Source organism: Sphingomonas bacterium, assembly GCF_903642285.1.
GTDB lineage: Bacteria > Pseudomonadota > Alphaproteobacteria > Sphingomonadales > Sphingomonadaceae > Sphingomonas.
The window spans coordinates 134,168-148,436 of record NZ_CAHJWJ010000003.1 but is presented as its reverse complement, the minus strand read 5'-3'; the positions used below and the strand labels follow the sequence as shown (position 1 = coordinate 148,436).

13 protein-coding genes are annotated in these 14,269 nt (G+C 65.0%); 5 read left to right on the top strand and 8 right to left on the bottom strand.

Going from position 1 to position 14,269, the window contains the following annotated elements; translation table 11 throughout:
* Positions 1-26 precede the first annotated feature (26 nt).
* Positions 27-968 (bottom strand): Gfo/Idh/MocA family protein, encoded by a 942-nt coding sequence (locus HUU99_RS02805; RefSeq protein WP_174285047.1) that lies wholly within the window; start codon positions 966-968, stop codon positions 27-29.
* A 20-nt stretch (positions 969-988) separates the two neighbouring features.
* A complete protein-coding gene (locus HUU99_RS02800; protein WP_174285046.1) occupies positions 989-1,795 on the bottom strand; it encodes a VOC family protein in 807 nt (268 codons plus the stop codon).
* Between the two features lie 86 nt (positions 1,796-1,881).
* Here HUU99_RS02800 and HUU99_RS02795 point away from each other — a divergent pair, with 86 nt between their 5' ends.
* On the top strand, positions 1,882-3,048 hold the full coding sequence (locus HUU99_RS02795; protein WP_174285045.1) for an MFS transporter: 1,167 nt from the start codon (positions 1,882-1,884) through the stop codon (positions 3,046-3,048).
* Here HUU99_RS02795 and HUU99_RS02790 read toward each other — a convergent pair.
* Entirely contained in the window at positions 3,024-4,589 is a 1,566-nt protein-coding gene (locus tag HUU99_RS02790; RefSeq protein ID WP_174285044.1) for a GMC oxidoreductase, read from the bottom strand. The genes HUU99_RS02795 and HUU99_RS02790 overlap by 25 nt on opposite strands.
* Before the next feature lie 76 nt (positions 4,590-4,665).
* Between HUU99_RS02790 and HUU99_RS02785 the strand changes: the two genes are divergently transcribed.
* A complete protein-coding gene (locus HUU99_RS02785; RefSeq protein WP_174285043.1) occupies positions 4,666-5,130 on the top strand; it encodes a DoxX family protein in 465 nt (154 codons plus the stop codon).
* 185 nt (positions 5,131-5,315) lie between these two features.
* Here HUU99_RS02785 and HUU99_RS02780 read toward each other — a convergent pair whose 3' ends face one another.
* Positions 5,316-6,449 (bottom strand): M42 family metallopeptidase, encoded by a 1,134-nt coding sequence (locus HUU99_RS02780; protein ID WP_174285042.1) that lies wholly within the window; start codon positions 6,447-6,449, stop codon positions 5,316-5,318.
* Positions 6,450-6,687: 238 nt separating this feature from the next.
* Here HUU99_RS02780 and HUU99_RS02775 point away from each other — a divergent pair, with 238 nt between their 5' ends.
* Both HUU99_RS02775 and HUU99_RS15460 read left to right on the top strand, forming a co-directional pair.
* On the top strand, positions 6,688-7,308 hold the full coding sequence (locus HUU99_RS02775) for an OmpA family protein (RefSeq protein ID WP_174285041.1): 621 nt from the start codon (positions 6,688-6,690) through the stop codon (positions 7,306-7,308).
* Positions 7,309-7,331: 23 nt separating this feature from the next.
* Entirely contained in the window at positions 7,332-7,793 is a 462-nt protein-coding gene (locus HUU99_RS15460; RefSeq protein ID WP_254602880.1) for a general stress protein, read from the top strand.
* Between the two features lie 479 nt (positions 7,794-8,272).
* Here HUU99_RS15460 and HUU99_RS02765 read toward each other — a convergent pair whose 3' ends face one another.
* The 4 genes from HUU99_RS02765 to HUU99_RS02750 form a co-directional block, all read right to left on the bottom strand.
* Positions 8,273-8,692 carry a DUF6644 family protein gene (locus HUU99_RS02765; protein WP_217430743.1) on the bottom strand — a complete coding sequence of 140 codons (420 nt, stop codon included), beginning with the start codon at positions 8,690-8,692 and terminating at the stop codon, positions 8,273-8,275.
* Positions 8,693-8,792: 100 nt separating this feature from the next.
* Positions 8,793-9,293 carry a DUF6644 family protein gene (locus HUU99_RS02760; RefSeq protein WP_174285039.1) on the bottom strand — a complete coding sequence of 167 codons (501 nt, stop codon included), beginning with the start codon at positions 9,291-9,293 and terminating at the stop codon, positions 8,793-8,795.
* A 161-nt stretch (positions 9,294-9,454) separates the two neighbouring features.
* Positions 9,455-10,456 carry an aldo/keto reductase gene (locus HUU99_RS02755; RefSeq protein WP_174285038.1) on the bottom strand — a complete coding sequence of 334 codons (1,002 nt, stop codon included), beginning with the start codon at positions 10,454-10,456 and terminating at the stop codon, positions 9,455-9,457.
* Positions 10,457-10,520: 64 nt separating this feature from the next.
* Entirely contained in the window at positions 10,521-11,351 is an 831-nt protein-coding gene (locus tag HUU99_RS02750) for a hypothetical protein (RefSeq protein ID WP_174285037.1), read from the bottom strand.
* A 432-nt stretch (positions 11,352-11,783) separates the two neighbouring features.
* Here HUU99_RS02750 and HUU99_RS02745 point away from each other — a divergent pair, with 432 nt between their 5' ends.
* A complete protein-coding gene (locus HUU99_RS02745; RefSeq protein WP_174285036.1) occupies positions 11,784-14,138 on the top strand; it encodes a TonB-dependent receptor in 2,355 nt (784 codons plus the stop codon).
* Positions 14,139-14,269: the final 131 nt, after the last annotated feature.

The window sequence follows — 14,269 nt, the reverse complement described above, 5'->3', positions numbered from 1 at the left end:
CCGTCCGCGGGTTCGCGACATGCGGCTCAGAAGTCGAACGCGGCGACCTCGGTCCTCTTGGCCAGCATGAAGGCGTCGGCGACCAGCTGGAACGGCGCGGCGTCGACCTTCGACCGGCCATCGGCCAGCAGCGCGGCGAATTCCTTGTAGATGTCGGGATATTCGTCGGCGGGCCCGACGAACGGCGGCTGACCATCGACCTGCAACTGCGCGCCGCCGTCCGCTAGGGTCAGCTTGGTTCCGTCCGCCGTCTCGACATCGATCGACCATGTCTGCGGTCCGGTCTGACGCCAGTCGAGTTCGCCGACGAGCTGCCCGTCGGTCGCCAGACCGGTGCTGAAGGTCAGATCGGCGGCGATCGGTGCCCCCCGGTTTGCCGGGAAGAACAATTCCGCCGCGCTGATGAACACCGGCTGCGGCAGGATCCGGGTCAGGATCGACAGCGCGTTGATACCGGGATCGAAGATGCCGAACCCGCCGGCCGCCATGATCCAGTCCTGTCCGGGATGCCAGCGCCGCAGATCCTCCTTCCAGGTGACCGTGAGCGATTTCAGCGTCTTTCCCGCCAGCATGTCCGCGGCGCGCTTCACCGCGGCGTTGTGCTGGGCGTGGTATGTCGCGAACGCGACCTTGCCGGCGGCGTCGGCGCGGTGCGCGATATCCGCGACTTCGGTCACGGTTCCCGCGGGCGGCTTTTCCAGCAGCACATGCTTGCCCGCCGCGAGACAGGCCGCGGCGATCGAGCGACGCGGGCCGGGCGGGGTGCAGATCGACACGACGTCGAGATCGGCGACGCCCTTCAGCATCGCATCATAGCCGTCGAACGACGGCACGTCATCGGGTGGGCTGCCGCCGCCGCTGTTGCACACCGCCGCAAGCTGGAACTCGGGCGTCGCGGCGATCGCAGGGACATGCTGATCGCGCGCGATCTTGCCGAAGCCGATGATGCCGATCTTGTACTTGGCCATTGGACGGTCCTTTTTCGATGTCAGGCGGTAAGGCGAAGCAAATGGCCGTCGGGATCCCGCAGGCACGGGATGGCCGCGTCCCCCTGTCCGCTTGCCGGCGGTCCGGACGGCGCAAGCAGGGTTTGCGTGGCCGCTATATCACCCTCCGCGCATTCGCGCACGGCCGGTGCCCCGGGCGACCGGTAATGCAGGAGTTCGACGTGCGGCCCCGGCTCGGGCGTCAGCAGCGTGACGATGTCGACGACGGCGTCGTCCAGACCATCGAGCCGTGCCTGTTCCGGCCCCTCGTTCAACGACTGCGCGCCGAGGCGGAAACCAAGCCCGGTGTAGAAGGCGATGCTCGGCGCAAGCGAGCGTACCGCCAGCGCGGTGTGGTCGATGCCGAGGAAGACCGCGCCACCCGGGTTCGGCAAGCGGGCCCAGTCGCTGGCAGGCGCATATGAGAGTTCGAGCGGATGGCCATCGGGATCGCGGAACTTGTACGCCGTCACCGATCCCGTGCTCGGCGGCAAGAGCTGAGGCCCGCCCCGGGTGATCGGCTCCGGCGAGACGCGAGCGAGCCGCTCGTACGCGGCCGCCATGTCGGCCACCGCGATCGCGAAATGCTGGAACCAGGGATCGTTCGCGGCGCGCGGCTGCGGATAGGGTGCCCCGTCCGGACGCAATATCAATTCGATCCATTCCGACCCGAGCGCGAGCCGCGCACCGTTCGCCGACCGCGCCTCGATCACGAACGCGAGCGCACCGGTATAGAAAGCGATCGCCCGGTCCAGGTCGCGCACGTTCAATGCGATCCGCGCGATATGCCCGATGCGCGGAGAGGTCATGCCGGAGTGTCCCACGCACCCGATAACGCGCAAGCGGCGTTTCGGTGCCTGCGTACCTGCGTACCTGCGGCTGAAGGGTCGAGCGAATGAAAATCAACTGGCCCCTATTCGCGGTGGCGGTCGGGGCGTTCGGCATCGGCACGACGGAGTTCGCGCCGATGGGCCTGTTGCCCGTGATCGCGACCGGTCTGCACGTCTCGATACCGGCGGCGGGCCTACTCGTCACCGGCTATGCGCTCGGCGTGATGGTCGGCGCGCCGCTATTGACCCTGCCGACGGGCCGCCTCGATCGCAAGCTTCTGCTGGTCGGGTTGATGGGTCTGTTCACGCTCGGCAATCTCCTGGCGGCGGTGGCGCCCGGCTATGGCTGGCTGATGGCGGCGCGGATCGTGACGTCGCTGTGTCATGGTTCCTTCTTCGGTGTCGGATCGGTGGTCGCCGCATCGCTCGTCGCGCCCGAGCGTCGTGCCGGCGCGGTCGCGGCGATGTTCAGCGGGCTGACGATCGCCAATATCGGCGGCGTGCCGCTGGCGGCATGGATCGGGCAGCATATCGGCTGGCGCGCCGCCTTCGCGGGTATCGGCGGGCTCGGCGTGATCGCGATGATCGCGCTGGTGCTGGCCTTGCCGCGGATCGCCGGGAATGCGCGGACCGACATCCGCCGCGAACTGAAGGCGATGGGCCGGCCGGCCGTGCTGCTCGCCCTCCTGGCGACGGTGCTCGGCTCGGCGGCGATGTTCACCGTCTTCACCTATATCGCCCCCATCCTGCAGCACGTGACGCATGTTTCCGAAAATATGGTGACGGCGACGCTGGTGATCTACGGGATCGGCCTGACCGTCGGCAACGCGCTCGGCGGACGTTTCGCCGACAAGGCGCTGACGCCGACACTGATCGTGGTGTTCTCATCGCTCGTGACGTTGCTCGTCCTGTTCGCCTGGACGATGCACAGCGCCGTACCGGCGATCGCGACCGTCTTCGCTTGGGGCGTCGCGACCTTCGCGCTCGTGCCGTCGCTGCAGGCGCGGGTGATGAGCGTGGCGAGCGACGCGCCGAATCTCGCCTCGTCGATCAACATCGGCGCGTTCAATCTAGGCAACGCGATCGGCGCGGCGCTTGGCGGCGGGGTGATCGCGGCCGGGCTCAGCTACACCTGGGTCTCGGTCGCCGGGGCCGCGATGGCGGCGGGCGGACTTGCGCTGATCCTGCTGACCCGCGCCCAGGACGATCAGCGCAGTCGTTCGGCGACGTGATCGGCGACGCGTAGCGCGTTGGCGATGATCGTCAGCGTCGGGTTCACCGCGCCGATCGTCGGGAAGAAGCTCGCGTCGACGGCGTAGAGGTTATCCACCTCATGCGCCCGGCAGTGCAGATCGAGGACGGACGTCGCCGGATCGGTGCCGAAACGCATCGTGCCTGCCTGGTGCGCGGTGCCGCCGACCGGAATATTCTTCCCCAGATACAGCGACCGTTCGAGCAGTTGCGGGTGCGCATCGACCTGCGTCAGCAGCCCCCCCAGCTTGTGCCGCAGGCGGCGGTGCGCTTCGCCGCCGGTCGGCCGCACCGCGAGCGTGACGCGACCGTCCTTGCCGAGCGTGATCCGGTTGCCGGGCAACGGCAGGTCCTCGCTCATCACCCAGAAATCGATCGCGTGCTGCGCCAGGACGTCGAACGGCTTGTCGGGAAACCATTGCAGGAAAGCGGGCAGCGCCTCGCCTTCCACCGCCGCGCCGTGGGACTTGCCGTTGGTCAGGATGGTGCCGAGCGGATATTCCCAGTCGTCCGCCCCGAAATAGAAATCGGTCAGCGCCAGCGTCTTCTGGAACACGGTGTCGTTGCGCTCGCGCGACACCGCCATGAAGGCGGCGTTGTTGTGGCGCATATAGTTGCGGCCGACCTGGTCCGAGCCGTTGGCGAGGCCGTTCGGATGTCGATCGCTCGCGGAGCGGAACATCAGCAGCGCCGAGGAAAGCGCGCCGCACGCCGCGACGACGATATCGGCGGCATAGACTTCCGCCACGCCGTCGCGCACGACGTGCACCGCGGTGACGGTGCGCCCCGACGCGTCGGTCTCCAGCCGTTCGGCATAGGCCCCGGTGAGGAGCGTGACGTTGTCGTGCGCCAGCGCGGGTTCGATGCAGGCGATCTGCGCATCCGCCTTGCCGTTGGTCAGGCAAGGGAAGCCGTCGAACGCGTCGCAGCGGATGCACGCGCTCGTCGGCGACGCCCGCGTTCCGACCTCGTCGAGCAGGATGCCGAGCGGCTGGGGAAACGGGTGGTGGCCGATCTTCTCCAAAGCGTCCGACAGCGCCTGAAGCCGTGGCTCGTGCGCGACCGGCTCGAACGGATAGGGCCCGCTCGACGGCGGCTCGTTCGGATCGAGACCGCGCTGCCCGTGGACGTAGTAGATCGCCTCGGCCTGCGCATAATAGGGTTCGAACACGTCGTACGGCAGTGGCCATGCGGGGGAAACGCCGTCCGAATGGACGATCTCGCCGAAATCGCGCTCGCGCAGGCGGAACAGTGCGGAGCCATAGACCTTGCTGTTGCCGCCGACCATATAGTGCAGGCCGGGATGGAAGCTGTGGCCGCGGTCGTCGTACCAGGTTTCCTTGACCTGATATTTCCCGTCGACGAACACCGCGCGCGCGTTCCAGTTGTCGCGCTCGCGGGTCAGATAGTCGCCGCGCTCGAGGATCAGGATCCGCTTGCCCGTCGCCGCCAGCCTGAGCGCGAGCGAAGCGCCGCCCGGGCCCGAGCCGATCACGATGACGTCGAAGCGGTCGTTGCTCATCGGCGTGGCTCCTGTTAGCCCGCGCGCAGGGCCGTAACTGGTGCGTCCACACCGATCTCCGTTGGAACCCCCCGTCATGACGTGGAACGAGGCAATCTGGATCGCGGCGCGGGTCTGCCTCGTCGCCATGTTCCCGTTCAGCGCGATCGACAAGGTGTGGCACTGGAAAAATTCATTGGCGCAAACCAATGCGGGCCGATCGCCCGGGACCGGTGGCCTGCCCGGCGCGCCGCTGCTGCTGGTGCTGGCGATCCTGGTCGAGGGGCTGACGCCGATCTGCATCGTCACGGGCTGCCTCGACCGGCCCGCCGCCGTGCTGCTGGCCGGCTTCTGCGTCGTGACCGCGTTCCTGTATCATCCGTTCTGGGCGTACCCGGACTTCTTCAGCGCCGGCGACGACAGCGTGGCGCGCGAGCATTTCTGGCAGTTCGTGAAGAATTTTGGTCTCGTCGGCGGCCTCCTGCTGGTCGTATTCGCGGGAACGCTGGAAAGCCCGTTCGCGATCCTGCGGCCCGCGACCTGGTCGTCCCGTCCGGGTTGAGCGCGACGTCGGGCCGCAGCCGCGTGCGCAATCGAAGCTTGTCCGTGCGATTGCGGCGGCGAAGTAATGCACCGTTCAGGCGTACGCCGCTTTGAACGGTTCCTGCAGCGAACGCCCGAGCTCCGCGATCTCGTAATCCACAGCGACGAATAGGAGGACCTCGGTATTTTACGAGAGGACGTTCGCTACGGCGCGAAACTGCGTATCCTCGCGACGGTGCCGACGTCCAGACGCTCGATCAGTGCAACGACGAGATCGACGGTACGGTCGAAGTCCGCCCGATCGATGATCCCGTTGTGCGCATGCGTATACCGCGCCGGCACGACCAGATTGATCGTCGGCACGCCGCCGGCGGTGGCCTGGATCGCTGCGCTGTCGTCGCCATAGCCCTGCACGAGATCGCGCTGAAGCGGTATGCTCTTCGCGGCCGCCACGTCTCCGACAAGGGCCACGAAGCGGCGGTTGGGAAGCGTACTGCTGTCGTAAAGGAACAGGCCGGGGCCCGCGCCGAGCACGGCCTGCGTTTCCTCCGGGCTCCGTCCCGGGCTGTCCCCGGTGATGCCGCCTTCGATGGCGATGCCGATGTCGGGCCTGATGAGATCGGCGGCGGTACGTGCGCCGCGCAGGCCGATCTCTTCCTGGACCGTGGCCGCGACGATCACCTGGTTTGGGTGCCCCGACGCGCGCAGACGCCGCAGAACCTCGATGACGACGGCGCAACCGACGCGGTCATCCCATGCCTTGCCCAGATAACGTCCCCCCGGCAGCGCCACGAACGGCGAGTCGGGTATGACCGGATCGCCCGGGCCGATGCCGAGCGCCTCGACCTCCGCTGCGGTGCGCGCGCCGATATCGAGATAGAGACTGTCGCGCGGGAATACCCTGGTACGTTCCTCCGCCGGCACGACATGGACATCGCGGATCCCCGTGACCGCGTGCACCGGGCCCTTGCGGCCGATGATGATCCAGCGCTGATCCGGCAGCGCCTGGTCGAGCCAACCGCCGAGCATCTGCATCGAAAGGAACCCGGTCGGGGTTATTCGACGGACCATACCGCCGAGTTCGTCCATATGGGCGTCCAGCATGACCTTGGGACCGCCGGTCCCTTGCTGGGCGATCACCGAGCCGACGCCGTCATACGTCACCTTGTCGGCGAGCGGCGTCAGTTCGCGCACCATGACGGCGCGTACCGCCTCCTCGTAGCCCGACGGACCCGGCGCATCGGCAAGCTCCGCCAGCAATCGCTCGGTCCTGTCAGGCGATACCGCGCTCGCGGGCGCGGCGAGGGTGAAAGCGGCCAACAACGCCAAGCTGCGCATATATGTCTCCTCGATTGCCCAAGGATGCCGGTTGACTGCCTGTTCCGCAAGACGGGGAACCGACGCGCAGCCGCCGCGATGCGCTCTTCCGATACCCGCGTTCGTCGCGAGGTGCCCATCCGGCCCGCCAAGCGCGATCATGCCGAAAACGGACTAACCAAGCGCAAGTTGCCATGATCCTTCGGGTCTTAATCTGGATTGAGGCGTTGGCGAGGCGATCAACAGGAGGAGATCACTGATGGCCGATCCCAATGACAAGCGCACCGATGGCGCGCCGCCCACCCATATCCATATCGAGAAGAAGAAGACGAATTGGCTTGCGTGGCTGCTGCTCGCGCTCGGCGTGCTGGCGCTGCTGTTGGGCCTTAGCCGCTGCAACCACAACGACGCGGCGCAGACGACCGCGGTCACGAATACCAGTACCGTCATCGCCGAGACGCCGAATGCGCCCAAGGTCGCCGCGCTTGCTGGCACATCGGCACTGGGCGGGTATCTCGCCGGTAGCCAGCCTACGCCGCGGACGTTCACGTTCGAGAAATTGAATTTCGATACCGCCAAGAGCGACATACGGCCTGACGACCAGGCGGATGTCGACCAGGTCGCGGCGACGTTGAAGCAATATCCGAAGGCGCGGATCCGCATCGCCGGCTACGCCGACACCCGCGGTAACGAGGCGGCGAACGTCGCGCTCGGCAAGGCGCGGGCCGACAGCGTCAAGGCCGCCCTCGTCGCGAAGGGTATCAACGGGGGCAGGATCGAAACCACCACCGGCGGAACGTCCGATCCGGTCGACACCAATGCCACCGCCGCCGGCCGCGCCGAAAACCGTCGCACCGAGCTGGTCGTCACTCAGCGTTAATCGATCAACGAAAGGAAGTTCCCATGTCACGTACCATCACAGCATTGTTCGATACCAAGGCCGACGCCGACGCCGGTGCCGAGCGGCTTCGCCAGGCCGGTGTCGACGCGGGTCATGTCAGCGTACACGACCAGACGACGCACAAGACCGACGCCGCGTATTCGACGGACAAGGACAAGGGGCTATGGGCCTCGGTCAAGAATGTGTTCGTCCCTACCGAGGATCGTCACGCATATGAGGAGGGCATCCGTCGCGGGGGCTTTCTGCTGACGGCGGACGTCGACGACGACAAGACGCCCGCGGCGGTCAAGGCGCTGGAAGAGGCCAATTCGGTCGATCTCGACGCGCGCACGCAGGAATGGCGGCAGTCGGGATGGGACTATGCCGAACCCGCCGATGATCTGCACGATGCCGACGAAGGGGTATTGTACGGCAGCCGCGACCTGGAACAGGGCGGTTCGCGTTACCGCTCCTACCTTCCATAGGGTCTCCGCTGACAGCGAGGTGGGCTGGTGCGACGAGCGCCGGCCCACTCCATTTCGCCCGGATACGCGGCGGCAATAGGTGGCGGGAAAACGTCGCTAATTTACGGCTTTCGCCCCGACTGCGCCGCAATCGTGCCGCTGCGCGGCCCTTTCTTATTGCCATGTCCTCGTTGGCAAACGTCGCATTGTCGTGTCGCTCGAAATATACGAGGCGTCCCGCGGGTCGACTACCGCAATAGCCGCCGTGTCGATTCCCCGCCGCACCTTTTCCGCTTCGATCCTGTTGGCTACTACGCGCGCCTGTTCCGGGGTGATCGGCATCCCGTATGGGGCCACCGGCGATGCGGCGGGCGGGGCGGAGTAGCGGATCTTCCCCCCTTGCATCTGGCGCTCCGGTTCGAATGAACCGGCAAGCGCCATTGATTGTCGTCGCAGGTTGGCAATTAACGACGCCGCTAATTCGACCCCGTTATCCAAGACTAATCTACAAATCCAACCCAACGGCCCGCAAATACCACACCGATCCAGAATACCAGCGACAATCCGCCGGCGATCCGCGCAGCGCGCGGCGTGGGGAGGACTGCATCCCAAACGTGAACTGCCTTCCAGGCGCCAAAGTGGAATACGGCCATGTTCATTCCCGCAAGCACCAATAGCACCATCTTGATGCGGAAAGGCACGTTCGCGTAATATTTGGTCGCGTGCGAAGCGAACATCGCCGTGCCGGTGATCGCGGCGACGACGAACGCCGTCCAGGTCCATGGCAGGGTTTCGTTCGACAGCTGCATCACGCGGAGGTTGCGCGACGAGGCACCGACCAATCGTAAGTCCAGCATCGCGATGGTGCCGATCACCAGCGTGAGCGCCAGCACATGCAGCGTCTCGATCGCCGGGAACATCCAGTCCGACTCGCCGATCGCGGTCGCGAAGGGCGTCGCTTCGAGCCAGGTGCACAGGTCGAGTATGCTCATCGATTACGCCCTTGTCCAAAGCTGCGGGTCACGCGGGTGCGCCCGCATAAGCGATCCAGCGCCCGCAGATCAGCACCATCATCCACATCGCGAGCGACAGGAGTGCGCAGGTCCGCACGACCGCTCGCTTACCTGCGGACAGGTCGCGGAACCGGCAATCCTCGAGGAGGCGACGCACCGGGGCAGTGAACAGGACCGCGCCGACGATCAGCCCCATCTTGGTCCAGAAGATCCAGTTGAGCAGCTCGCGCCCGGGCTCGGCCATGATCTGCAACAGCCCGGTCACGACCAGCACGGCGAGCGCGCCCCAGATCCAGGGATAGAAGCGCAGGGTCAGATCGCGCATCGACTGCTCGCGGCCGAGGAAGCCCGCAAGCCTGAGGTCGAGCAGCGCGATCGAGGACATCACGATGCCGATCGCGACGATGTGTATGCTCTGGAGCGTCGGAACCGCCCAGAAACGGTCGGCGATCGCGCTGCTCAGATGCGTTTGCGAGAGCCAGTCACTGGCCGCGCGCATGGTCGACATGAACACTCTCTCCAAATTGCTTTATCTTGTCGGAACGACGCGTCATGCCGGTAATCGGCAGGCGCGCCTCGGACATAGCGATCGACTGGCCCTGAACGCCGTTACATAACCGTTTTTTCGGAGGCCCGGGATCCCGAACAGGAGCGGACGATCGAGCGCGGTCACGTATCGCCGCGCTCGCTGTCCATATGCGCCAGTACCATATCCGGGTAGCGCGCGCCCTTGATCGCGTCGGCGGGGGCCACGGACTCGATCGCGGCCAAGTCGTCGGGCGAAAGTGTCACGTCGAATCCGCTCAGCGTCTCGGTCAACTGGTCGCGGCGGCGCGCGCCGACCACCGGGACGATATCGCCCCCTTGCGCCAATACCCACGCGATCGCGATCTGGGTGACGCTCATGCCTTTGGCCTCGGCGATGGTGCGGAGCGCCTCGACCAGCGACAGGTTCGCGTCCAGATTGTCTTTCCGAAAGCGCGGCGTGCGTGCCCGCATGTCTCCCGCCTGAGGCACGTCCGCGCGGTAGTGGCCGCTGATCAGCCCACGCGCGAGCACGCCATAAGCGGTGATGCCGACCCCGAGTTCGCGCGCGGCCGGCAGGATGGACCGCTCGATGCCGCGGGTGACCAATGAATATTCGATCTGGAGGTCGGCGATCGGGTGCACCGCCACGGCGCGGCGCAAGGTGGCCGCCCCGATCTCCGACAGGCCGATGTGGCGGACATAGCCCGCCTGCACCAACTCGGAAAGGGCACCTATCGTGTCCTCGATCGGCGTGTCCTCGTCGAGCCTCGACGGGCGATAGATGTCGAGATGGTCGACGCCGAGCCTCTGAAGCGAATAGGTAATGAAGTTCTTGACCGAGTTCGGCCGACTGTCATTGCCGATGAATGCGCCGGATGGGTCGCGTAGACTGCCGAACTTGACGCTGAGTTGATAGCGGTCGCGCGGGATACCCCTGAGCGCCTCCCCGAGCAGCGTCTCGTTATGACCCATGCCGTAAAAGTCGCCGGTGTCGAGCAACGTAACGCCCGAATCCAGCGCGGCATGGATCGTGGCGATGCTTTCCGCGCGATCAGCCGGGCCATACATCCCCGACATGCCCATGCACCCGAGGCCGATCCCCGAGACGACCGGGCCGGCGCTGCCCAAGGTCCGCTGTTCCATTCCACGCTCCCGTTCGCCAATCATCGGCGGCGATTGAACCACGCCCTCCAACGATGCCCGCGCGTCAGAACTTGATGAAGCCCGGCTCGGGCGTCTTGTCGGAAAAGGCGCTCGCGTTTTCGAAGCAAGACGCATCGTCGAGCACTTCCCACGTCCGCGTGGTCTTGCGTTGCCAGATGTTGGTGGTGGTCACCGGTTCGGTGAACGCCTCGTCGTCGTAGAAGGTGATATGCGTGTGGATCACGTCCGGTGCGACCCGCTCGATGCTCCACTTCAAGTGCAGCTTGGCGCTGTGGGGATCGTGCGCGCCGTCCATGGGCGTGCTCGCGTTTATGCCGACCGTGTCGACGAACAGCGTGTCGCCGACCCAATATCCGACCGAATGGCCATTGTAGCTCGGCTTGAGGTCCTTGGGATGGCCACGGCCGTCGGTCCAGATGACGATCGGGAACGTGTTGTACATGAAGATCGTCACCTCGCCCGGTGTTTGCACGATCTCGTCCGGGTAATTCTTGTTGGTGAGCATCGCCGGAAGCCCGAACGGCAGGCAGCGCGCGCCGATGTCACCGATCGCCCGCCCCTGCTTCGCCGCCGCGGTGCGATCGGCGACGATCTTCTTGTACGCCGGGGTATAGGGCAACGGCCAAGGCGTCAGATACAGCGGCGGGCGGCCGTCGGCGGTCGCGCCCGAATTGGTCGCGGGCGCGCCACCCGGCGGCGCCATGGCCGTTCCGAGCCAGAGACCCGAAATGTCGGGCGCATTCCGGTCGCCGTAATAAGACACGCCTGGCGGCGGCCATTGCTGCTCGCTTACCGCCTGGCCGATAGCAGGACCGCCTGCCAACAGCGTGGCGAGCGTCAGCAGGCATCTTCCCAACTTGTCGAACGCTTTCACGCGTCACTCTCCTCGCGGTGATTCTCCGTACAAGGTTTCAGCCTCGTCCGGTCAATTGGCCGGGCATCAACGGCGTTCTCCCGCTTCTGTCAATAGCCGCGCGGCAGACCAAGGATTGCCTGGCCACTCTTCGCGAACCCGGCGGCCGGTCCAGTCTACGCGTCGCAGAAACCATCCGGTTTCGCAGGTCGCGCTGCGCGAGGCAGCGACGAGACATGCTCGATGATCGAACACGATGGCGCACCCATCCGATCCTTTCACGGGGACGATTTAGATACTGGAGTTACTTGCATTAGTAACACTCGCAGATATTTGGCATCGCCTCGGCCGCCGAATTTAGCCTGTTCGGCCGGGTCGGCCAAGGCTATCGCAATCCGACGGAGCGCGGAATCGTGCCCGTACCAGATAAAAATTTGGGGAGGATGAGGGATGGTGTCGGTGGATCGTAAAGGGAGGCTGCTTGCCTCCGCAGCGGCGCTCGTGATCGCTGCGCCAGCCGTCGCGCAGACCGCACAACCCGCGACACCGCCGGTTCAGCCCGCGACACCCGGAACCGCCAGTGATGCAACCGGTGCGGTTGCCTCATCCGAGCCAACCGCCGACGCAGCCCAGACCACGCCGTCCGCTGGCAGTCTGGAAGACATCGTCGTCACCGCGACCCGCCGCACCGTAAACCTTCAGCGGGTCACCGCGACGGTGGAAGCGGTAACCGGTAACACGCTGAAAGCATTCAACGTGACCAGCGTGGTTCAGTTGCCCAGCCTCGTGTCCGGCCTTGTGGTGACCCCAGCCGGCGGCAACAACCTGTATTTGCGCGGCATCGGCTCGGCGTCGACCGGGTTCAACGAGGCACAGGTGGCGTCCTATATCGACGGGCTTTACCTTGCCAACCCGACAGCGAGCATCACCTCGTTCAACAATGTCGAGCGGATCGAGGTGCTGAAGGGTCCGCAGGGAACGCTTTACGGTCGCAACGCGACGGGCGGCCTGATCTCCGTCACGACCCGCGACCCCGGCGACAAGACCCGGGTAGACGGATCGATCGGCTACGCGAACTACAATACGCTCACCGCGAACCTGTACGTATCCACCCCACTCACCGACAATCTGGCGATCAACATCGCCGGCTTTCACCAGAAACAGGCGGACGGTTGGACCACCAACGTATTCAACGGCCACGACGTCCAGAAGTCCAACGAGAACGGCCTGGAAACCAAGCTTCAGTGGAAGCCGACGTCGGACCTGAAGATCACGGGCAGCTTCATATACGACTATAATAATCGCGACATCGGCTACGCCTATCAGGTTTATCCCGGATCGTTGGGCACGGATGGAACGCCCTATCTTGGCAAGTACAAGATCGCTTCGCGCATCGACGCGTCCGCTCCGACGTCCATCTATATCGGAACGCTCAGGATCGAGCAGAACTATGGTTTCGCTACGCTGACCAGCCTGACCGGTTACCAGACCAGCCAGGCCAACGTGTTGTTCCAGAACGGTCTGCCGATCCTGGGCCAGGTGGCGGCGGGCCAGGGTGCATCGTACAACCAGTTCTTCGAACGCAACCGAACCTTCAGTCAAGAACTGACGCTGACGTCGACAGCGTCGCCGTCGTCGCGTTTCGATTGGGTCGCGGGCGCTTTCTACTATGACGACCATCTCAAGCTGCAACTCGATACGTACAATACCTGCATCGGCAATGTTTGCGCGCCCGGCACTGTTCCCAACCGCATCAATGGCCTGCCGAGTACCCTTTCTGGGTCAGTCTATGGAGATGGGACCATCCGTATCCTCGATGCGACGCGCCTGACCATCGGCTTGCGATACACGGACGAGGCCAAGACCCTTGCGGGGCTGACGACTCCCCTACCCGGACAGCCGAATTCGGTAGCCGTACTGCCGGCGAGCACGATCCTTTATCCCGGTCAGCCTTTCGCGGGTTATCCCAACGGCATTCCGACCCGGCTGCATTTCGACCGGCTGACCTATCGCGTCGTGCTTGCGCAGGATTTGGGCGAGGACATCCACGTCTATGCGTCACACAATCTCGGTTTCAAGTCGGGCGCGTTCAATGCCAATGCGTTCACCAATCCGCCGGTGCGCCCCGAGCTGCTTTACGCCACCGAAGCCGGCGTGAAGTCGGAGCTGTTCGATCGCCGGCTGCGTATCAACGCCGCCTATTTCCATTACACCTACAAGGACGTGCAGGTCCGCTCGCTGGTACCGCCCGCGACGACTTCCGCCATCCTCGAAAATGCCGCCAGCGAGCATGTCGACGGCGTGGACGTCGATTTCAGCGCCGCCCTGTTCAAGGGCTTCGCGATCAACGGCAGCTTCGAATATCTGGACGCTCGCTATGCCGCCTTCCCGGGCGCCAGCCTCGCCTCGCCGAAGGCGAGCGCCACCGGCGTCCTGCTTCCCGGCGCAACGATCATCAACAATTACAATCTCGCGGGCTTCGACGTGCCCTTCGCAGCGCCGGTATCGGCGTCGCTGGGTGCGACCTACACGTTCGACACCGCGCGCGGCACCTTTTCACTGAGCGCGAACGACCATTACAACTCGCCTTATTCGATGACGGTCGACGGCAGCATCCGGCAGGGTAGGCATGACCTAGTCGACCTCTCGCTCAACTGGACCGCGCCCGACAAACGCTACGACGTCAACTTGTTCGTTCGCAATCTCACCGATCAATACACCTACGCGGCGGCTGTGGTGAGCAGCAATTTCGCCGTGGTTCCCGGTGCCCCTCGCACCTTCGGCGGGTCGCTCGGCTTCCATTTCTAACATTTCTAACGCGCGCCATCGCATGACCCGCGTTGCCCGCTTTGGTCCCGTTAGCAATCTGATATCACTATGCGGAATTTTGTCTCGCTTCCTTGACGGTTCGTTCGCGGCTAGGCGGACAACGTTCGTAA